The sequence below is a fragment of the Roseateles chitinivorans genome, from assembly GCF_002761755.1.
Classification (GTDB): Bacteria; Pseudomonadota; Gammaproteobacteria; order Burkholderiales; family Burkholderiaceae_C; genus Roseateles; species Roseateles chitinivorans.
In genome coordinates this window covers 1-20,491 of the sequence record NZ_PEOG01000056.1, presented here as the reverse complement: position 1 = coordinate 20,491, position 20,491 = coordinate 1, and the positions used below count along the sequence as shown (strand labels likewise).

Below are 20,491 nucleotides of genomic sequence, written 5' to 3'. Positions count from 1 at the left end.
ACGATCAGTTCGCGGAGAACTTGTAGTCGGTCTTGGCCTTCGTGCGCAGTTCTTCCTGGAACTCCGCGACCTTCTGCTGCTGCATGCGCTGGATGATCTGGCCCTTGACGTCGTCGAAGGCCGGGAACTGCGCCTGGCGCGTCTCTTCCAGCTTGATGATGTGGAAGCCGAACTGCGACTTGACCGGCTCCTGCGTCATCTCGCCGGCCTTGAGCTTGGCCATCGCGGCGCTGAACTCGGGCACGTAGGCGTCCGGCGCGGACCAGCCCAGGTCGCCGCCGTTCTGAGCGGAGCCGGTGTCCTTGGAGTTCTTCGTCGCGATGTCCTCGAACTTCGCGCCGCCGTTGAGCTGCTTGATCAGCGCCTTGGCGTCTTCTTCCTTCTCCACCAAGATGTGGCGGGCGTGGAACTCGGTGCCGGTGGCCTGGGCCTTGAACTTCTCGTACTCGACCTTGGCGTCGGCTTCGCTGACCGGGTTCTTCTTGGCGTAGTCCGAGAACAGCTCGCGGATCAGCAGCGACTGGCGCGCCAGTTCCATCTGGTTCTTGTAGTCGTCGGTCTTGTTCAGGCCGCGCTTCTCGGCTTCCTGCAGGAAGATCTCGCGCAGGACGACCTCGTCCTTCACCTTCGATTCCATTTCCGGGCTGCGCGGCTGGCCGGCCTTCGTGATCTGGCTGATCAGCACGTCGGCGCGGGCCTTGGGCACCGGCTTGCCGTTCACGATCGCGATGTTCTGGGCCATGGCCGGCAGGGTCACGGCGCCGATGGCCGCCACGGTGGCGGCAAGCACAAACTTCTTCATGATGGGTAAAGGGCCTTTCGACTCCCGGGTGAGCGTGAACGCTCCAAAACAAAGCGCCGGCAGGCGGCGCTACTGAGGACCTGGTTTCTGCTGTTCGTCGGGCGCGCGGGCGTCGATGGCCAGTGCGTGAATGCCCTTCTGCATCAGATCGGCGAGGGCATCATATACGAGCCGATGTCGCGCCACCCTGGGTAAACCGGCAAAGCGCGAGCTCACGATTTCGAGGTAATAGTGACCGCCTTCGCGGGCACCGGCGTGACCGGCGTGATGCGCGCTGTCGTCGCGCAGGCGCAGCGAGACCGGCGCCAGCGCGGCCCGCAGCCGGGCCTCGATCTCGACCGACGGCGTCGCCGCCGGGTTCGGTGCCGACGAGGGGGAAGGTCCCGCGCCGCCGCTCATGACTTGGGCTCCTCGGCCGGGGCCTCGCTCTCCTGCGGCAGGTGCCGGCTCATGTAGACGCCCTGGCCGAGCGTGAACAGCAGGATCAGCCCCGTCGAACCGAAGGCCTTGAAGTTGGCCCAGGCCTCGGTGCTGTACGAGTAAGCGACGTAAAGATTCGCAAAACCAAGGGCCAGGAAGAAGACGATCCAGGCCAGCGTGAGCCGGGTCCAGATCGGACTTGGCAGCTCCACCTGGGGCCCCAGCATCTTGCGCAGCAGGTCTCGGCCGAGCAGGAAGCGGCCGACCAGAAACACCGTGGAGATTGCCCAGTACAGCATCGTCGGCTTCCACTTGATGAAGGTCTCGTTGTGGAAGTAGACGGTGGCCGCGCCCAGGGTCATCACCAGCCCGAGGCTGACCCACAGCATCAGGTCGACCTTGCGGCGGCGCAGCTTCAGGTAGAGCACCTGGGCGATGGTCGCCAGCATGACGACGAGGGTGGCCAGCAGCACCGGCGCCTCGGTCGGTCCGACCTTGCCGCCGGAGACCAGGAAGCCCAGGTGCTCGGTCGCGAAGGCCGCTGCCCAGTCCGGCTGCCCATCGGCGTACTTGAAGGTGACGAAGAACAGCAGGAGCGGCAGGAAATCGAGCAACAGCTTCATTCGGGGACCGGTTCGGCAGCGCTCAGCGCTGGGGCTCGAAGTCTATCGCGGCCGAATTGATGCAGAAGCGCTCGCCCGTCGGTTCCGGCCCATCGGGAAAGACATGGCCCAGGTGGGTGCCGCAGCGGTTGCAGCGGACCTCGACGCGGACCATGCCGTGCGTCTTGTCGACGACGCGCTCGATGACCTCGGCGTTGATCGGCTCGTAATAGCTGGGCCAGCCGCAGCCGGCGTCGAACTTGGTGTCGGCCTGGAAGAGCGGCGTGCCGCAGCCGACGCAGTTGTAGCGGCCGGCTTCCCAGTGGTCCCAGTACTTGCCGGTGAAGGCGCGCTCGGTGGCGGCGTGGCGGGCGACCTGGTACTGCGTCGGGTCGAGCTGCTCGCGCCACTGGGCATCGGTCTTGCGGACCGGGTAGGCGGTGTCGCGGTCGCGATCGACCTCGGTGGCGTTCTCGGTGAACTTGTCGTAGCGGCTCATGATGAACAGGAAACCTCCAGCGTTTGCGCCCAGTCGGGCGGGAAGTCGGCGTCGGACGCCTGGGCGGGCGCGTCGAACGGGCGGCGCAGCACCGCCAGCAGCCGGCGCACCTCGTCGAAGTCGCCGGCCTCGGCCCGCTGGATCGCCGTCTCGGCCAGGTGGTTGCGCAGCACCACCGCCGGATTGACCGCGTCCATGCGACCGGCACGGGTCGCAAGTGCGTCCGCCGGCTCGATCTTCAAGCGTGCCGCATAGCGCGCGGCCCAGGCATCGAAGGCCGCGCGGTCCAGGAACAGGTCGCGCAGCGCCGCATTCGCGGCCGCCTCGACCGGCTGCGCCGGGTCGAAGCCCGACAGGCGCCGGTGCGCGATCGTGTAGTCGGTGCGATGGGCGGCGAGCAGCCGCAGCCAGTCGTCGATCAACGGGCCGTCCTCGCCGCGCTCGTCGACGTCGGCGCTCAATCCCAGCTTCGCGCGCATCGCGCCGAGCAGCGCGGTGCCGAAGCGCTCGCGGTAGATCTCCAGCGATTCGATCAGCGCATCGCCGGCCGCCTCGGCGTCGGTTTCGACGCCCGGCATCAGCGGCAGCAGCGCCTGCGCCAGCGCATGCAAGTTCCAGAAGGCCACCTGCGGCTGGCGCGCGAAGGCATAGCGGCCCTGGTGGTCCGAGTGGTTGCAGATGTGGCCGGGGTCGAAGCCGTCCATGAAGCCGAAGGGGCCGTAGTCGATGGTCAGGCCCAGCATCGACATGTTGTCGGTGTTCATCACGCCATGCATGAAGCCCACCGCTTGCCACTGCGCGACGAGTTCGGCGGTCTGCGCGGCGACCTGGGCCAGCGCGGCGGTGACCGGATTGGGCGCGTCCGCGCAGGCCGGCGCGTGATGGCGGACGAAGAAGTCGAACAGCTCCCGCGTGCGGGCTTCCATGCCGTGATGAGTGAAGTGTTCGAAGTGGCCGAAGCGCAGGAAGCTGGGAGCGACCCGGGTCACCACGGCGCCGGTCTCGACGCGTTCGCGCTGGACCTTCAGCGTGGTGGAACCGGTGATGGCGAGGGCCCGCGTCGTCGGGATGCCCAGCGCCGCCATCGCCTCGGAGCAGAGGAACTCGCGGATCGACGAGCGCAGCACCGCGCGGCCGTCGCCGCGACGCGAGTAGGGTGTCAGGCCGGCGCCCTTGAGCTGCAGTTCGAAATGGCCGTTCGGGCCATCGACACCGCCCAGCAGCAGCGCGCGGCCGTCACCGAGCTGACCGGCCCAGACGCCGAACTGGTGGCCGCTGTACACGGTGGCGAGCGGCTTCATGCCGGGCAGCGGGGCATTGCCGCTGAAGGCCTGGAGCATCTCCGGGCGGGTCCACCAGTCGGCCGGCCAGCCCAGGAGGGCGGCGCAGTCGGGGCTGGTGGCGACCCAGTGCGGGTCCGGCAGGCCGGTGCCGGGGAGCTCGGTGTAGAAGTCGGGACCGAGGCTTGCGAAGCGATGGGTCCAGCGGCCGGTCTCGGCCGCCTGCAAGGGCGCATTCATCGAGGCAGTTTACCGACGCACCCTTGCCCCTATCGGGCCAAGGGCGGCACTGCTTCGTGCGTGAGGCCTCTGGCCTTCGCCCCGCCCTCTCCCGCAAGCGGGCGAGGGGGAAAGAAGGGCCAGCCCTGCGAGGGGCATCGGTCGAACTCCCGCTCCGGCCTGCGGGAGAGGGCGGGGTGAGGGCCAGTGGCGAGGGCAGTCAGCCGAGCTTGAAGCTCGCCACTGCGTCGACGAGCTGCGCGGACTGATCCTTCAGCGACTCCGCCGCCGCGGCCGATTCCTCGACCAGCGCCGCGTTCTGCTGCGTCATCTGGTCGAGCTGTCGCACCGCCTGGCCGATCTCGCCCAGCGTCAGCGACTGGGCCGCGCTGGAGGCCGAGATCTCGCCGATGATGCGCGTCACCCGCTCGACGCTGCTGACGATCTCGCGCATCGTCGAGCCGGTCTCGCCGACCAGGCGCGAGCCGCCGTCGACGCGTTCGACCGAGGCCGAGATCAGCGTCTTGATCTCCTTGGCCGCTTCCGCGCTGCGGCGCGCCAGCGAGCGCACCTCGCCCGCGACGACCGCGAAACCGCGCCCCTGCTCGCCGGCGCGGGCGGCTTCCACCGCTGCGTTCAACGCCAGGATGTTGGTCTGGAACGCGATGCCGTCGATGACGCCGATGATGTCGGCGATCTTGTTGGACGACTGCTGGATCTCGTTCATCGTCGCCACGACCTGCTCCACCATCGCGCCGCCGCGGCCGGCGACCTGGGATGCGGTCTGCGCCAGCGCATCGGCCTCGCGGGCGGACTCGGCATTGAGCTTCACGCCCTCGCCGAGTTGCGCCATCGCGGCGCCGGTTTCCTCCAGGCTGCTGGCCGCCTGCTCGGTCCGGTTGGAGAGGTCGGCATTGCCGGTGGCGATCTCGGACGAGGCGTGACGGACCTGGTCCGCGGCGGAGCGCACGCCGGCGATGGTGTCGGCCAGTCGCTGCTGCATCTCCTGCAGCGAGCGGCGCAGCGCAGCGACCTCGTCGGTGCCGTCGACCTCGCCGCCGCGGCGGCTCAGATCGCCGTCGGCGATCGCCCGGCTCAGCGCCTGGGCCTCGGCCAGGGGCTCGGTCACCGAGCGCGTGATCACCAGGGCGATGCCCACGCCGAGCGCGATCGCCACCACCATCAGCGCGATGACCAGGTTGCGGGTGCTCGCCGCTTCGGCCTGGGCCTCCTTGCGGGCGTCCTGCAACAGGTCACGGGTGTGCTCGGCGAACTTGTCGATCGCCGCGAGGTAGTCGTTCATTGCGGGGATCAGCTGCGTCGCCGCCACCGGCTTGACGTCCTGGCCGCCTTCCTTGGCCTTGACCGTGGCGTCGCGCGCGTCCTGGTACTTCTTGCGCGCCGCGCCGATCTCGTCGATCAGCTTGCTGCCCACCGGGTCGGTGACGTTCTCATCGAGCTCCTTCTGGATCTTGTCGATGCGCGCCGACAGCTCCTTGGAGCGGGCGGTGAACGCCTTGACGAAGGTCTCGTCGTCGACGACCAGCTGCACGATGCGGCGCTGGATGTTGCCTTCGGTCAGGCCGGACCACTGGCGCGACAGTTCCAGCGTGTGCATGTCGACCTCGACCAGGCGCTCGATGCGCTGGTGCAGCATCGACACGCGGATCACGCCCACCGCCGAGGCCACCGCCATCAGCACGATCACCAGCGCGAAACCGGCCAGCACGCGGCTGCGCAGCCGCCATCGATTCAAGTTCAGCATTCGGAGGTCCTTCTTCTGCGCGCCCGGCCGGCCTCGTGGGCGCGGCGATGGCGTCGTTGTGTTTCCGTGAGATGGACGGGATGCTGCCTTGTCAGGGTGACGCCTGATCGATGGATATGCGGGGTATCGCGTGAACAAAAGCGCGGAAGCGGCCGCTGCGCGCGGGCATGTCGGGTTTTCGCGTCGGCGCCGGTCCGCCGCGTGCGAGGGGCGTCACCGGCGGGCGCTGGGCGGCGGCGGGACGTCGAACAGGTTGATCGCCTGCGGCTGGTCCAGCACCAGGTCCGAGCGCGCGCAGGCGACGCAGGGCAGGATCCAGCCCTCGTCCTTCTCCTCGCGGGACAGGCCCGGCCATTCGATGCGGTAGCCGATGCGCCCGCTGACCAGCCGGGCGATGCAGGCCCGGCAGGTGCCGTTGCGGCAGGAATGCGGCAGGCGCAGGCCATGGTCCAGCGCGGCGAGCAGCAGGGTCTGGTCCTCGGGCGCGTCGAAGCGCCAGCCCTGGGGCTGGAGCGCCACGCTGTGGACCGCCGGGCGGGCCGCCGCGTCGGGGGCGGCGACGGACGCGTCGGCGGGGGCGGCGACGGCGGGGTGGGCGAGGGGCTCCGACAGAGACCCGGACAGGGACTCGGTCGGGGAAGCGTCGGGGGAAACGTCGGGGGAAGCGGCGGGGCGGTGGCCGGAGTCCCCGGCGGCGTCAGGGGCGTGACTCATGGGCGCCATGATGCCCTGCGCTAAGCTGCGCCGATGCCCGACACCTCGCATCCCACGCCGGCCGTCCAGGCCGCCCAGGCCTTCTTCGACCAGCTCAATCGCGACTATGTCGCGGTGCACAAGCGCAAGGAAGACCTGTTCTGGTCCACCTACATGGCGACCAGCGACGACCACGAGGGCTTCGGCCGCGCGGAGACCGACTACAAGGCCTTCATCGCCGACTCCGATCGCCTGGCCGCGACGCGTGCGCACCTGGCGGCGGTCGATGCGGTGCTCGCGGCCACGCCGGACGCCGGGGCGGCGAAGGCGCTGGCGCATGGGCTGCGCGGCTGGCTGGGCGTGTTCGAGGCCAACATCATCGACAACGACGAAGGCCGGCGCCTGATGACGGAGCTGATCGAGGCCGAGCGCATCCTCTTCGCCAAGCGCAAGGACTTCGCGCCGACCCATGTCAACGACCGCGGCGAGACCGAGGCCGCGACGCTGACGATGCTGTCGACCAATGCGTCGACGAATCCGGACGAGTCGCGCCGGCGCAGTTCCTACGACGGGCTGGCCGCGGTGGAGCGCTGGGTGCTGGACAACGGCTTCCTGGAGATCGTCGCGCTGCGCAATCGGCTGGCGCGTGCGCTGGGCTTCAGCGACTACTTCGAGATGAAGCTGCGCAAGAACGAGCGCATGACCAAGGCGGAGCTGTTCGGCATCCTCGACGACTTCGTCGCGCGGACCGAGGCGGCGCAGGCGCGCGCGCTCGACGGGCTCGTGGCGCGCCATGGCCCCTCGGCCCTGGAGCCCTGGAACCTGCGCTTCCACAGCGCTGGCGACGTGACCCGGCGCCTGGATCCCTACCTGCCGTTCGGCCCGGCGCTGCGCCGCTGGGTGCAGAGCTTCCGCCGCCTGGGCATCCAGTACCGCGGCGCGACGATGCGGCTGGACCTGCTGCAGCGGCCGGGCAAGTACCAGAACGGCTTCTGCCATGGCCCGTTGCCGACCTGGTTCGACGAGCAGGGACGCTGGCACGCTGGCGAGATCAACTTCACCGCCGAGGCCAAGCCTGACCAGATCGGCAGCGGCGCGCGCGGGCTGGTGACGCTGTTCCATGAAGGCGGCCATGCGGCGCACTTCGCCAACGTGACGCAGAACGCGCCGTGCTTCTCGCAGGAGTTCGCGCCGACCTCGATGGCCTATGCCGAGACGCAGTCGATGTTCTGTGACAGCCTGCTGGGCGACGCGGACTGGCTCAAGCGCTACGCGCGGACCGTCGATGGCGCGCAGATGCCCGACAAGCTGATCCATGAGCGCATCGCCGCGACGCAGCCGATGCGCGCCTTCGACGAGCGCGCCATCGCGGTGGTGGCGTATTTCGAGGCGGCGCTGTACGCGATGCCCGATGCCGAGCGCACGCCCGAGGCGGTGCTGGCGCTGGCGCGCGCGACGGAGCGGCGCATCCAGGGCGTGGACCGCGCGCCGCGGCCGATCCTGGCGATCCCGCACCTGCTCAACCAGGAGTCCGCCGCGTCCTACCAGGGCTACCTGCTCGCCCACATGGCCGTCTACCAGACGCGGGCCTTCTTCCTGCGCCGCGACGGCTACCTGACCGACAACCCGGCGATCGGCCCCGCCCTGGCCGAGGCGTACTGGGCGCCGGGCAACAGCCTCACCCATGACCAGACGCTGCGCAAGCTGACCGGCGAGGGCTTCTCGGCGCGCTACCTGGCCGAGGCCTGCGACGAGACGGTGGAACAGGCCTGGGCGAAGGCGCTCGACCAGCTCGAGGCGGCCGAGCGCCGCGGCGCGCGCACCGACGACGGCCCGCCGCTGCAGGCGCGGGTGATGGTGGTCCATGGGGCGGAGGTGCTCGCCGACAACGGCGATGGCGGCGATGCGGCGGAGCGCGCGATGTTCGACCGCTTCGAGCAGTGGATCGGCGCGCACTATGGCGCGCCGGCCGCGGCGACGCAGTGACGGCGCGGTGAAGTACCTGCAGGGCTATTCGCCGGCGCTGGTGGCGCAGGCGCGGCAGTTGCTGGACGCGGGCGAGCTCGGCCCGCTGCTGGCGCGCAAGTATCCGGAGCCGCATGAGGTCCGCAGCGACAAGGCGCTGTTCGACTACACCCAGGCCTTGAAGCAGCGCTTCATGCGCAACGCTGGACCGCTGGCGCTGGTGGCCTACGACGCCAGGCTCAAGGTCATCCAGCATGCGCTGGGCACGCACACGCGCCAGGCGGTGGTGCAGGGCAACCGGCTCAAGACCCGCCGCGAGATCCGGGTCGCGACGCTGTTCCGCGAGGCGCCGGCGGAGTTCCTGCGGATGATCGTCGTGCATGAGCTGGCGCACCTGAAGGAGCTTGAGCACGACAAGGCCTTCTACGCGCTGTGCCACCACATGGAGCCGGCGTACGCGCAGCTGGAATTCGACGTGCGGCTGTGGCTGAGCGTGCGCGACCGCGACGAGGCGCTGGCGAAGCAGCGCGGGGCGTCCGGCGCCGGGGGCGACGCGGACAACCAGTGAGGTCCACCATGGTGGAGGCCCTGGCGGTAGGCGCAGAGGCCCTGGAACAGGCGCTTCCGCTATGCTCTCGGCCTTTCCAGACCCCGGTCCGCGGCGCCACGAGCACGGCGGATCCCCCTTGCTTCCGATGATTCTGCTGGCGCCCATGGAGGGCCTGCTGGACCACATGCTGCGCGACACGCTGACCCGTGTCGGTGGCGTGGACCGCTGCGTCTCCGAGTTCATCCGCGTCACCGATCAGCTGCTGCCGCGCCGCGTGTTCACCCGCATCGTGCCCGAGCTGCTGAACGGGGGACGCACGCGCGCCGGCGTGCCGGTGCGGGCGCAGCTGCTGGGCTCGGATCCGCAGTGCCTGGCCGAGAACGCCGCGCGCCTGGCAGAGCTGGATCCGGAAGGCATCGACCTGAACTTCGGCTGCCCCGCCAAGACGGTGAACCGTCATCGCGGCGGCGCGGTGCTGCTGGACGAGCCCGAACTCGTCGGCGAAATCGTCGCCGCGGTGCGTCGCGCCGTGCCGGCGCATCTGCCGGTGTCGGCCAAGATGCGGCTCGGCAACGAGGACCGCGAGCGCATGCTCGACTGCGCCCGCGCGATCGAGGCGGCGGGTGCGTCCGAGCTGGTGGTGCATGGCCGCACCAAGCGCGACGGCTACAAGCCGCCGGCCTACTGGGATCAGATCGCCGTCGTGCGAGAGGCCGTGGCGATCAGCGTCGTCGCCAACGGCGAGGTGTGGACCGTGGAGGACGCGCTGCGCTGCCTGCGCGAATCGGGTTGCACCTCGCTGATGCTCGGTCGCGGCATGGTGGCCGATCCCGGTCTGGCGCTGGCGTTGCGCGCGGTGCTCGGCACCGGCACCGGGACCGGCACCGGCACCTCCGGCCCGGCGGACACGGCGGACACGGCGACGGTCGGCACGCTGCCATGGACCGAGATGCTGCCGCTGATGGCGGGCTTCTTCGCGCAGGTGCGTCGCAAGGTCGCGACGCGCCATCAGGCCGGCCGGCTCAAGCAGTGGCTGCACTATCTGCGGCGCCGGTATCCCGAAGCCGAGGACACCTACCAGCGCGTGCGCACGATCAATGCGCCGGACCAGCTGGCGCTGGCGCTCTTCGGCGACGCGCTCGATCCCAAGGCGCCACCGCCTGAGGCCGGCGATGAGGACGAGCTGGTCGACGCCTTCTCCGCCTGCGAGGCGGACGACAACCTCGATGCCTCCCCCGGGCGCAACGTCGTCATTGCCGGAGATGCGCCTGTGGCCGCCAATGACGCCGATATCGCCGCAGCCGCCGGTTCTGCCGATGCCGCCGGCCGTGCCAGGGCGGACCGCCCCACCGATTCCGATCAACGACAAGACAGCGACACGCTGATCGCCGCATGACCGCTTCCCTGCTGACCACGCGCCTGCTGGCGCTCGCCGCCGCATTGGCGCCGGTGTTCGCCGATGCCGCCTCGACCGCGCCCGCCACGACGGCGAAGGACAAGGGCGTGACCCCGCTCACGCTGGAACGGGTCTTCGGCGATCCGCCGCTGCAGGGCCGGCTGGTGCGCCAGGCCGAGATCTCGCCCGATGGCGCCTGGGTCAGCTACCTGCGCCCGTCCGAGGCCGACAGCGACCAGCTCGAGCTGTGGGCGCAGCCGGCGGCCGGCGGCGCGCCTCGCAAGCTGGTGTCGGCCACGGAGGTGCTGGGGGGCCGCAGCCAGCAGCTGACCGAGGCGGAGCGCATGGCGCTGGAGCGCAAGCGGATCTCGCAGGGCGGCATCACCGGCTACCAGTGGTGCGGCCCGTCGGGCAAGGCGCTGCTGTTCCCGCTGTCGGGCGACCTGTACCTGGTGCGCCTCACCGACCAGGGGCCGAAGGCTCAGCGCCTGACGAGCGACGAGCAGGTGCCGGAGCAGGACCCGACCTGCTCGCCCGACGGCAGTCGCATCGCCTACGTGAAGGGCGGCGAGCTGTGGGTGCAGCCGCTGGACGGCGGCGACGCGCGTGCGCTGACGCAGGGCGCGACCGAGACCCGCTTCTGGGGCCTGGCCGAGTTCATCGCGGCGGAGGAGTTGAGCCGCCAGCGCGGCTACTGGTGGTCGCCGGACGGTCGGCAGCTGCTGGCGCTGAATGTCGACGAGAGCGCGGTGCCGGTGAAGACGCGGGCGCAGATCTTCGCCGACCGCACGACGATGACGCAGCAGCGCTATCCGGGCGCCGGCGAGCAGAACGCTCGCGTGACCGCATGGACGTTGCAGGTGGCCGACGGCCGCATGACGCCGCTGCCGCTGCCGATGGATGCGGAATACGTGGCGCGGGCCGGCTGGTTCGGCGACGGCACGCCGTGGCTGCAGACGCTGACCCGCGATCAACGCAAGCTGGCGCTGACCGAGTACGCCCACGGCGCCGGCCCCGGTCGCACGGTGATCGACGAGCGCGATCCGGCCTGGGTCGAAGTGCATGACGATCTGCTCGAGATCGACGGCCTGCAGCTCTCGGGCCAGCCGGCGCTGCTGTGGTCGAGTGAAGCCTCGGGCCGCCGGCAGCTGGTCCTGGTGGATCGCCGCACCGGCGAGCGTCGTGCGCTGACGAACGAGCCGGAGCCGGTCGCCCACCGCGTGTGCAGCGACGGCAAGACGGTGGTCTACGCGGCGGCCCGCGACCGCGGCCGCTCGCGCGAGCTCTTCGCGATCGACCTGGACGGCACGCGGCGTGCGCTGGATGGCGCTCAACCGCGTCAATGGCGCGATGCGCGCGGCGACGGCGACTGCCGCCAGCTGCTGGTCACGCGCGGCGCCTGGGGCGAGCCGCCGGCGCTGTCGCTGCAGGCGGTGCGGCCGGGCGCGCCGCCGGTGGCGCTGCCGGGCGATGCACCGGATCCGCTGCTGCCGCGCATCGTGCCGGTGCCCCAGGTGGTGGACATCACCGCCGCTGACGGACGCACGCCGCTGAACGCGCTCTACTTCGCGCCGCTGGACGGCCGGACCGGTCCGCATCCGGTGATTGCGATGGCCTACGGCGGTCCGGGCACGTCGACGACCAACTGGAACTGGAGCCGCGACACCGCCCTGATCGCCTATTGGCAGCGGCGCGGCTACGGCGTGTTCACGCTGGACACGCGGGGCATGCAGAACCGCGACCGCGAGTTCACGCGCGCGCATCGGCATGCGTTCGGCGAGGTGGACGTCGGCGACCTGTTCGCGGCGGTGCGTCAATTGCCGAAGCAGGTGGCGGGTGTGGATGCGAAGCGGATCGGCTTCTTCGGCTGGTCCTACGGCGGCTTCCTGGCGGAGCGCGCGATGCTGGACGCCGACACCCCGCTGGCCGCCGCGGTGGCGGTCGCGCCGCCGACCGACTGGACGCTCTACGACACCGCCTACACCGAGCGCTACCTGGGCATGCCGCAGGACGGCAAGGGCGGCGAGACCGCGCCGTACCGCCAGGCCAACCTGGTGGCCCGGGCGAAGCTGCTGACCAAGCCGCTGCTCATCGTGCACGGCACGGCCGACGACAACGTGCTGTTCGAGCACACGCTGCGCCTGACCGAGGCGCTGCAGAACGATGCGCGACCCTTCGAGCTGATGATCTATCCGGGCAAGGCGCACGGCATCGCCGGGCGCAGCGCGAAGCTGCATCTGTACCGGACGATCGACGCCTTCTTCGCGCGGACGCTGGCGCGCTGAGCGCCGGCGCGGGCGAGGGCAACGGACAGGGCGACGGACAGGACAACAGGAGCGAGCGATGGCGCTGGTCTATTCGACGGACAGCGGGCGGATCTGCCCGCAATGCCGGCAGGCGCAGGCCGACTGCCGGTGCAAGGCGCAGGCGGCCTCGGCCGTGCTGGGCGACGGCAAGGTGCGGGTGCGGCGCGAGACCGCGGGTCGCAAGGGCAAGGGCGTGACGGTGGTGCTGGGCCTGCCGATGACCGCGGCGGAACTGACCGACACCGCCAAGAAGCTCAAGGCGGCCTGCGGCAGCGGGGGCACCGTCAAGGAGGGCACGATCGAGATCCAGGGCGATCACCTGGAGAAGGTGATCGCCTGGCTGACGCAGGCGGGGTTCGCGCCGAAGAAGGCGGGCGGTTAGGCCCGCCAGCTCAGCGTGTGCCACCGCGTGCTGGTGGCGTTCCGGTGAAAGGGCGCTGATCGCCGTGCCGGTCGATCCGTCTTCTACAGGCGTCCAGGACCGCACGCGACCGAGGGGAACATTCGAAACATTCGCGCCGTCCGCGACGTATGCACGCACGGGCCGGCGCCCGGCGGCCTAAGGTTGGATCGTCCGGCCCGACCTCCCCGCGGGCCGCGGAGTCCGTCCATGAGTCCCTCCCAGTTCGGCGCGCTCCAGCGCCAGTCTTCCGTCCGCGTCGGTGTCGGCCAGGGCCGCTATCTGCTGCGCTTCGAATCGCTGTTCCATGCGGGCCGCGGCCTGTGCTTCCCCTGCGACGAGCGGGGCGAGGTCACCCTGGATCAGCTCAGCGAGCAGGCCCGCGAGAACTACCTGTTCGCGCGCGCCGTCGTCGGCCACGAGTACGCGACGCCGGTGGTTCAGCGCTGCGACGACTGACGGACCGTCGGTCCCCGCGGTCCGGCCACCACTGACCCGCGTCAGCGCGCGGAGCCCTGCGCGGCGTCGTACTGTCCCAGCACCCACTGCAGTCCCGCGAGGTGCTGCTGGTCGTGGCTGCACAGGTAATGGATCAGCGACTTGAAGGTCAGCGGGCCGTAACCCTCGAAGCGCGCGCGGCGCCGGAGCTGCTCCGGCGTGATCGCCGCCAACATCGCCAGCGTCTCTCGGCGCGCCTGCGCGACGGCGGCCAGCGCGGCGGCCGGATCGTCCTCGCCGTAGCGACGCTCGCGCGCCAGCGCTTCGGTGTCCAGCGAGGGCAGCAGCGGATCGTCCTCGCCCAGCGTGCGGCGGATGCGCTGCTGGTAGCCGTCGATCTCGATGTCGCGGACATGGCAGAGCTGCTCGATCGCCGTCAGCGGCTCGCTCGGCACGCCGTCCCAGGACGGCGGCGCCCAGTGCCGAGCTTCGACCGGGAACAGCGCGAAGTGCGCGGCCAGCTGCGCCGGGAAGGCCGCCAGCGCGGCCAGGGTCACGGCGTCGACAGCGGATGCGGGGAAGGGGGAGGCGATCGACGAGGTCGGCGCGCTCGACAAACCGGAGTTGGCGATGGTGGGCATGCGGCCGATGTTAGGGCGTCCGTCTGCGGGACAATGCCGCGTTTTCGGTTTCCCCCTGCATGACCCCGCCATGAGCGACACCACCCGCCCCGAACTGCCCGACCACCTGTCCATCGACCCGCGCAGCAAGCACTACGTCGCCGCCGTGTTCGAGCACGACATCGGCATCCTCTTCAACGGCAAGGAACGCAAGGACGTCGAGGAGTACTGCATCTCCGAAGGCTGGATCAAGGTCCCCGCCGGCCGCACGCTGGACCGCAAGGGCCAACCGCTGATGATCAAGCTCAAGGGCAAGGTCGAAGCCTTCTACAAGTGAGGTCGCCGCGGTCATGACCGCGGCCAGCTGATCGCCACCCACAGGCCGCCGCCGTCGCGGTTGCCCATCGCGATCCGGCCGCCATGCGCCTCGGCGATCTCGCGCGCCAGCGCCAGGCCCAGGCCGCTGCCGCTGCGCTTGGTCGAGTAGAACGGCAGCAGCGCCTGCGACAGCTGCGTCTCGGTCATGCCCGGTCCGCGATCCCCGACCTCGATGCGCCAGTCCTCGCGCGGCGCGCCGACGCTCAGGCAGACGCCCTCCGGCGCGCTGCCGGACTCGTGCGCGTTCTTCAGCAGGTTGATCAGTGCCTGCGCCATCTGCGCCGCGTCGAAGCGGCCCGGCGCCGCCGGCAACTCGCCGCTCAGCGTGAAGGGATAGTGCGCCGCCAGCGACTCGATGAAGGACGACCACTCGACCGGCGCCAGCACCGGCGCGGGCAGCTTCGCGAAACGCGCATAGCCGGCCAGGAACTGGTGCAGGTGCTGGGCCCGGTCGCCGATGCTGGCGAAGACGCCGGGCACCCGCTCGTGCATGCCGCGCCGCGCCAGCTCCGCGCCGCTGTGGGCCAGCGACGAGATCGGCGCCAGCGAGTTGTTCAGCTCATGGCTGATCACCCGGATCACCCGCTTCCAGCTCGCCACCTCCTGGCGCGACAGCTCGCGCGTCATCCGCCGCAGCAGCCGCAGCCGATGCGGTTGTCCCTGCAGCCGGAAGTCGCGCATCGACAGATGGAAGCGCTCCTCCTCGCCGTCGAGCACGACGCTGAACAGCCCGTCCTGCGCGCCGGCGAAGGCCTGCCGCAAGTCGTCCGGCGCCTGCGCGAGCACCTCGTCGAGGTCGCGGCCGGCAAGGCTGCGGCCGCGGTCCATCAACTGGCGCGCGGCAATGTTGGCGTAGGCGATGCGCTCCCGCGCATCGGTCAGCACCAGCGCCACCGGCGTGTTCTGCACCACCGTGTCGAGCAGCAGTTCGCGTTGCGCCAGGTGCTGGCGCTGCTCGCGCAGGGCCTGGCCGAGCTCGCTGTGCAGCCGCATCAGGCTGGACAGTTCCGAGAGCCCGCCCGGCGGATCGGCCGCGATCGCGCTGCCGAACTCGCCGTCGCGGTAGCTCAGCACGGTGCTCTCCAGTGCCCGCAGCAGCCGCGACAGCGGCATCAGCAGCAGGCTGGCCAGCCCCCAGGCGATCGGCAGCATCAGCGCGCCGGTCAGCGCCAGCGCGCTGACGCTCCATGGGGCGAGCGCCTCCTGGCCGAAGGCGGCCATCAGCCGAGGCACCGGCCACCCGGTCAGCGTGAAGTGGATGGACACCGCCGCGACCGCCGCGGCGATCAGGCAGAGCGCCAGGCGCAGGTGCAGCGAGCGGTGCCAGCGCGCGCGTCGCGGCGGATCAGGCTCGCGCATGCGCGGTCCTCGTCGCGTTCCTGCCGGATGGCGCGGCGGCCTCAGGCATCGGCGCTCAGCCCGTAGCGCTCCATGCGCCGGTACAGCGCCTGGCGCGACAGCCCCAGCGATTGCGCGGCCCGGCTGACGACACCGGCGGCCGCGTCCAGCGCGGCGACGACCGCTTCCCGGCTCGGCTCGTCCAGGTTGCGCGAAGCCATCGGCGCCGCGGCCGGCAGCGCCAGGTCCTGCTCGCCGATGACATCGCCCGGCGCGAGCAGCGCGGCCCGCTCGATGGCGTTCTTCAGCTCCCGGACGTTGCCCGGCCAGGGATGCGCCATCAGCGCCTCGCGCGCGGCGTCGCTGAGCGTCGCGCGGCCGGCCAGGAAATGCTCGGCCAGCGGCAGGATGTCCTGCGGCCGTTCGGCCAGGCCGGGCAGCGCGACCTCGATGACGTTGAGCCGGTAGTACAGGTCCTCGCGGAAGGTGCCGGCGCGCACCATCGCGCGCAGGTCGGCATTGGTGGCCGAGATCACCCGCACCGCGGTCTGGCGGGTGCGGCTCGAGCCCAGCCGCTCGAAGCGACCGGTCTCCAGCACCCGCAGCAGCTTGACCTGGCCGGCCAGCGGCAGGTTGCCGATCTCGTCGAGGAACAGGGTGCCGCCGTCGGCGGTCTCGAAGCGGCCTTCGCGCGTGCGTGCCGCGCCGGTGTAGGCGCCGCTCTCGGCGCCGAACAGTTCGGCCTCGATCAGCTCGCCCGGCAGCGCGCCGCAGTTGATCGCCACGAAGGGCCCGCCGGCGACCGCCGAGTTGGCATGCACGATCGCCGCGATGCGCTCCTTGCCGCTGCCGTTCGGCCCGGTGACCAGCACCGGCGCGGCCGAGCGGGCGACCTGGCAGGCCAGCTCCAGGCAGCGCAGCAGCGCCGGGGATTCGAAGACCAGGCCGTCGAGCCGGTAGCGCCGGCGCAGCTCCTCGCGGCGCTGGCGCTGCTCGTGCCGGCTTTCGCGCAGCGCGCGGCCGTTCTCGGCCAGCTCGAGCAGGTTCTCCACCGTCGCCAGCAGCTTGGCATCGTCCCAGGGCTTGGCCAGGTAGTCCGCCGCGCCGGCCTTGACCAGCGCCACCGCCTGCTCCAGCTGGGTCCAGGCGGTCAGCAGGATGATCGGCAGGTCCGGATGGCGCTCGCGCAGCTGCTGGAAGAGCGCGCGGCCTTCCTCGCCCGAGGTGGTGTCCGCGCTGAAATTCATGTCCTGGATCACCAGGTCCACGCGCCGACGCGCCAGCAGCGCCAGACCCTCGGCGGGCGAGGCGGCATACAGGGCCTCGATGTCGTGCAGCGAGAGCAGCAGCGACAGCGCCTCGCCGACCCCGGCGTGGTCATCGATGATCAGGACGGTTCTCATGGGTGGCGCAGCATAGCAAGGGAGGCCGGCGCGCCAGGGGCGCGCCGGGGGGCAGGGAGGCGGTCGGGCGCCGCGCTCGCGCGGCGCCGCCCGGCCGTCGCTCGAGGACGGCTCAACCGCCGCGCAGGGCCGCCACCGGCGGCAGCGCCGCCGCCCGCCGCGCCGGCGCGAACACGGCGATCTGGCCCAGCGTCCACAGCACCAGCGCGCCGATCGGCAGGTACATCAGGGGCAGCCGCGGCAGCTCGTAGTTCTTCATCAGCAACAGGCTGATGCCGTAGGCGCCGATCATGCCCAGCACGATGCCGACGCTGGACAGCAGCAGGTTCTCGGTCTGGAAGTAGCGCAGGATCTGGCCGCGCGTGGCGCCCAGCGCGCGCCGCGTGCCGATCATCCGCGTGCGCTGCTGCACCCAGAAGCTGGCCAGGCCGACGATGCCGAAGGCCGTCACCACCAGCAGCCCGATGCACACGCCGGCGAGCAGCTGGATCATCGAGCGGTCCTGGCGGTAGTAGGCCGCGCGCAGCTTGACCAGCGTGTCCTGGTCCCGGATCACGCGGCGCAGCCCCGGGCTGTTGGCGAGCAGCTTGGCGGTCGCCGCCTTGAGCACCGCCTCGCGGTCGGCCCCGGGCGCGACGCGGACCATGAAGCCGCCGCCGCGGAAGCTCGGCTGCACCGGGAACATCATCGTGTTCAGCGCGTTCTCGTCCTCCGAGCCGGGATTCGGCGAGGGCAGGTCACGCACCACGCCGACGACGCGCTGCGGCTCGTTGCCATAGACGTAGATCGCCTTGCCGAGCGCCGACTCGCCGGGCCACAGCCGCTCGGCCATCGTCTTGTTGATGATCACCGCCGGCACGCGCGGATCGGGGTTGGCGTCCAGCGTCGATCCGGGCACGAACTCGTTGGCCTCGAAGTCGCGGCCCTCGACCAGCTTCAGTCCCATCGTGGCGATGAAGCCGGGGCCGGTCGTGTAATGGCTGGCGACGACGCGGCTGGACTGCGTCGTGTCCGGTGTCAGCCGCACGCCGGAGTTGTTGGAGCTGCGGCCGTACGGGTACTGGTTGGTCAGCGTCACCGAGGCCACGCCGGGCACCTGACGCAGCGCGGCCAGGTCGGCCTGGGTCTGGGGCTCGGGGTTCTCGACGCGGGCCATGCTCGACAGCGAGAAGGTCACCAGGGACTCTTCGTCGACGCCGGTCTGGGCGTTGATGCGCTCGACGCGCTGGAAGATCAGGAACAGCGCGTTGCAGACGATCGCGCAGGTCAGCGCGATCTGCAGCACGATCAGCCCGGCGGCGGTCTTGTGACGCTTCAGCGTCGAGAGGATGGGCAGGATGTCCATGTCGGCGTTCTCCTTGACTCGGCGTCAGCGGGTCATTGGGTCTTGAGCTGGATGGCGGGCGTGATCTGGCAGGCGCGCCAGGCCGGCAGCAGTCCCGCCAGCACGCTGGCCGCCAGCGAGACGCCCAGCGTCGTGGCCAGCATCTGCCAGTCCAGCCGCGCCAGCTGGGCATAGTCGGACGGGTTCTGCCGCACCACCCACAGCCCGATCCAGGTCAGCGCCAGGCCCAGCACGCCGCCCACCAGGCCCAGCGTGCCGGCCTCGACCAGGAACTGCAGGAAGATCTGCCGCCGTGGCGCACCCAGCGCACGGCGCACGCCGATCTCGCCGCTGCGGCGCAGGCACTTGGCCAGCAGCAGCCCCACGGTGTTGGTCAGGCACACGGCGAGGAAGCCGAAGGCCAGCCAGACCTGCAGCTGGATGTCGCTGGGCACGACCTTGCGCTGGCTCAGCCACGGCATGACGCCAGTCAGGCGCGGATTGGCGGGCCGCTCGAAGCGGCCGGCCTCGCGCTGCTGGTCGGAGTACTGCGTCAGGTAGGTCCGGTAGTCGGCAACCTGCTGGGGCGTGTCCAGCTGCACCCAGTACTGCAGCCAGGCGCAGGGCGCGTTGAGCGAGCGCGGATCGATGCCGTCCGCGCGACCCCAGCAGTTCATGTTGCCGGCACCGCCGAAGCGCAGCGTCAGCGAGGTGGACAGCGGGATGTAGACGTCCGCCGGCTTGGCATACGAGCCCAGCGTCAGGTCGAAGTAGTGCGGCGCCGGTCGCCACGGCTTGAGCACGCCGACCACGGTGAAGTCCTTGTCGCGCAGCCGCACCGTCTTGCCGCGGCTGTCCTGGCCGCCGAAGAGCCGGTCGTTGAGCTCGGCCGAGAGCACCGCGACGCGGGCCTCGGCGGTGTCGTCGGCGGCGCTCCAGCCGTTGCCGTAGCGGAACGGCGCGTCGAACATCGCGAAGAAGTCCGCCGAAGTCCAGCGGCCGCCGGTGAAGAACGGCGGCTGCGCGGCATCGCCCGAGCCGGCCGGGTCGATCGCGATGAAGGCGCCGGTCATCATGACCTGGTGCACGCCGCGCTTGGCGCGCAGCAGCTGCTCGGCATCGAAGCGGGTGAGCTGCAGCTCGGGCTCGTCGCCGGGCTTCCAGTCGCGTCGGGTCTCGGCGTCGAGCTGGACGTTGAAGAGCCGGTCGCTCTTGTGCGGGATCGGGTCGCCCGACAGCACGTGGAACACCGTCAGGGTCGTCATGCAGGCGGCCACGCCCATCGCGATCGACAGCAGCATCAGCACCGTCAGGCCGCGATGGCTGCGGAAGGCGCGCAGGGCCAGTTCGAGGTAGTAGGTCAGCATCTGGGATCCTCTCTCAGCTCATCGCGCGGCGAGCGCGGCAGGGGCGGTGATGGATGCGTTCATGGGAAGGGTCGAAGGCGCGGCGGCCGGGGCCGGCGCCGGACCCAGCAGCGTGTTGACGGCGGCCAGTTGCGGCTCGCCGAGCGCGCCCGCCGCCTGCTGCAGCAGCAGCTTGGACAGCACGTAGCGGTGGCGGGCCTGCTCCCAGGCATTGCGGGCGTTGCTCTGCGTCTGGATGGCCAGCAGCAGGTCGGTCATCGTGCGCGCGCCCAGGTCCAGGCCGCTGCGGGTGGAGGCCAGCGCCTTCTCCGCCGCCTGCACCGCGGCGCCGGCGGTGCGCATCTGGCTCAGCGCCGACAGCACCGCCTGGTACTGCGCCTGCGTCTCGCGGGTCATCGCGCGGCGCGCGCCTTCGAGCTCGTCGCGCAGCTGCTCGCGCTGGTAGATCGCCTGGCGCTTCTGCGACTCGGTCGCGCCGCCGGCGAACAGCGGGATCGTGAGCTTCAGCCCGATCGTCGTCGTGTAGCGGCCGGTGTCCTGCGGCGCGACGGCCGGCCCGGAAAGCCGCTGGCCATCGAGGCCGGCGCTCAGCGTCGGCAGGTGCGCGGCGCTCGTCACCGCTGGGCCGACATAGGTCCACTGCGCATTGGCGGCGGTCGTCGTCGGGAAGTACCAGTAGCGGCCGTCGGCACCCGTGGCGCGGAGTTCGTAGACCTCCATCGGCAT

At 70.9% G+C, this 20,491-nt stretch carries 18 protein-coding genes and 2 pseudogenes; 7 read left to right on the top strand and 13 right to left on the bottom strand.

Translation table 11 applies throughout. The features are described 5' to 3' along the window. Positions 1–4: 4 nt before the first annotated feature. The 7 genes from CS062_RS18620 to CS062_RS27000 all read right to left on the bottom strand — a co-directional run bounded on the left by CS062_RS18620 (position 5) and on the right by CS062_RS27000 (position 6,106). The gene (locus CS062_RS18620; RefSeq protein WP_099863063.1) at positions 5–802 is read right to left on the bottom strand and encodes a peptidylprolyl isomerase; all 798 of its coding nucleotides are present in this window, start codon (positions 800–802) and stop codon (positions 5–7) included. A gap of 69 nt (positions 803–871) precedes the next feature. Further along, the gene (locus CS062_RS18615; RefSeq protein ID WP_099863062.1) at positions 872–1,201 is read right to left on the bottom strand and encodes a BolA family protein; all 330 of its coding nucleotides are present in this window, start codon (positions 1,199–1,201) and stop codon (positions 872–874) included. Continuing rightward, entirely contained in the window at positions 1,198–1,845 is a 648-nt protein-coding gene (locus CS062_RS18610) for a septation protein A (RefSeq protein WP_099863061.1), read from the bottom strand. The genes CS062_RS18615 and CS062_RS18610 overlap by 4 nt, the downstream gene beginning before the upstream one ends. A 22-nt stretch (positions 1,846–1,867) precedes the next feature. After that, positions 1,868–2,323: a peptide-methionine (R)-S-oxide reductase MsrB gene (gene msrB / locus CS062_RS18605; RefSeq protein WP_091734049.1), complete on the bottom strand. Its 456-nt coding sequence runs from the start codon at positions 2,321–2,323 to the stop codon at positions 1,868–1,870. Then, on the bottom strand, positions 2,320–3,843 hold the full coding sequence (locus CS062_RS18600) for a protein adenylyltransferase SelO (protein ID WP_099863060.1): 1,524 nt from the start codon (positions 3,841–3,843) through the stop codon (positions 2,320–2,322). Before CS062_RS18600 ends, msrB begins: the two co-directional genes overlap by 4 nt. 199 nt (positions 3,844–4,042) lie before the next feature. Beyond that, complete coding sequence (locus CS062_RS27315; RefSeq protein ID WP_099863059.1) at positions 4,043–5,587, bottom strand: methyl-accepting chemotaxis protein; 1,545 nt, start codon at positions 5,585–5,587, stop codon at positions 4,043–4,045. A gap of 213 nt (positions 5,588–5,800) precedes the next feature. Continuing rightward, positions 5,801–6,106, bottom strand: coding sequence for a 2Fe-2S iron-sulfur cluster-binding protein (locus CS062_RS27000; protein WP_233218139.1), 306 nt, complete (start codon positions 6,104–6,106; stop codon positions 5,801–5,803). A gap of 228 nt (positions 6,107–6,334) precedes the next feature. On the opposite strand from CS062_RS27000, the gene CS062_RS18585 reads away from it, so the two are divergent. From CS062_RS18585 to CS062_RS18560, 6 genes and pseudogenes are all read left to right on the top strand, one after another. Further along, on the top strand, positions 6,335–8,266 hold the full coding sequence (locus tag CS062_RS18585; RefSeq protein ID WP_099863058.1) for a M3 family metallopeptidase: 1,932 nt from the start codon (positions 6,335–6,337) through the stop codon (positions 8,264–8,266). A 7-nt stretch (positions 8,267–8,273) separates the two neighbouring features. Further along, complete coding sequence (locus CS062_RS18580; RefSeq protein ID WP_368372863.1) at positions 8,274–8,813, top strand: M48 metallopeptidase family protein; 540 nt, start codon at positions 8,274–8,276, stop codon at positions 8,811–8,813. A 145-nt stretch (positions 8,814–8,958) separates the two neighbouring features. After that, positions 8,959–9,865, top strand: a pseudogene (locus tag CS062_RS18575) (tRNA dihydrouridine synthase); the annotation flags it as partial. Positions 9,866–10,187: 322 nt separating this feature from the next. Next, entirely contained in the window at positions 10,188–12,476 is a 2,289-nt protein-coding gene (locus tag CS062_RS18570) for a S9 family peptidase (protein WP_099863056.1), read from the top strand. Positions 12,477–12,531: 55 nt separating this feature from the next. Then, positions 12,532–12,879, top strand: a pseudogene (locus tag CS062_RS18565) (translation initiation factor Sui1); the annotation flags it as partial. A 228-nt stretch (positions 12,880–13,107) separates the two neighbouring features. Beyond that, entirely contained in the window at positions 13,108–13,356 is a 249-nt protein-coding gene (locus CS062_RS18560) for a hypothetical protein (RefSeq protein ID WP_099863054.1), read from the top strand. Between the two features lie 41 nt (positions 13,357–13,397). Here the strand turns inward: CS062_RS18560 and CS062_RS18555 are convergent, their stop codons facing one another. Then, positions 13,398–13,976: a DinB family protein gene (locus tag CS062_RS18555; protein WP_099863053.1), complete on the bottom strand. Its 579-nt coding sequence runs from the start codon at positions 13,974–13,976 to the stop codon at positions 13,398–13,400. Positions 13,977–14,046: 70 nt separating this feature from the next. Between CS062_RS18555 and CS062_RS18550 the strand changes: the two genes are divergently transcribed. Beyond that, positions 14,047–14,292, top strand: a complete 246-nt coding sequence (locus CS062_RS18550) for a DUF3297 family protein (RefSeq protein ID WP_091734035.1) — start codon at positions 14,047–14,049, stop codon at positions 14,290–14,292. A gap of 11 nt (positions 14,293–14,303) precedes the next feature. On the opposite strand, the gene CS062_RS18545 is transcribed toward CS062_RS18550, so the two are convergent. From CS062_RS18545 to CS062_RS18525, 5 genes are all read right to left on the bottom strand, one after another. After that, positions 14,304–15,692 carry a sensor histidine kinase gene (locus CS062_RS18545; RefSeq protein ID WP_099863052.1) on the bottom strand — a complete coding sequence of 463 codons (1,389 nt, stop codon included), beginning with the start codon at positions 15,690–15,692 and terminating at the stop codon, positions 14,304–14,306. A 41-nt stretch (positions 15,693–15,733) separates the two neighbouring features. Beyond that, positions 15,734–17,074 carry a sigma-54-dependent transcriptional regulator gene (locus CS062_RS18540; RefSeq protein ID WP_099863051.1) on the bottom strand — a complete coding sequence of 447 codons (1,341 nt, stop codon included), beginning with the start codon at positions 17,072–17,074 and terminating at the stop codon, positions 15,734–15,736. 112 nt (positions 17,075–17,186) lie between these two features. Next, the gene (locus tag CS062_RS18535; protein ID WP_099863050.1) at positions 17,187–18,419 is read right to left on the bottom strand and encodes an ABC transporter permease; all 1,233 of its coding nucleotides are present in this window, start codon (positions 18,417–18,419) and stop codon (positions 17,187–17,189) included. A gap of 32 nt (positions 18,420–18,451) precedes the next feature. Next, positions 18,452–19,765 carry an ABC transporter permease gene (locus tag CS062_RS18530; RefSeq protein ID WP_099863049.1) on the bottom strand — a complete coding sequence of 438 codons (1,314 nt, stop codon included), beginning with the start codon at positions 19,763–19,765 and terminating at the stop codon, positions 18,452–18,454. An 18-nt stretch (positions 19,766–19,783) separates the two neighbouring features. After that, positions 19,784–20,491, bottom strand: a 708-nt coding sequence (locus CS062_RS18525) for a TolC family protein (protein WP_099863048.1), incomplete at its 5' end; no start/stop codon positions are given.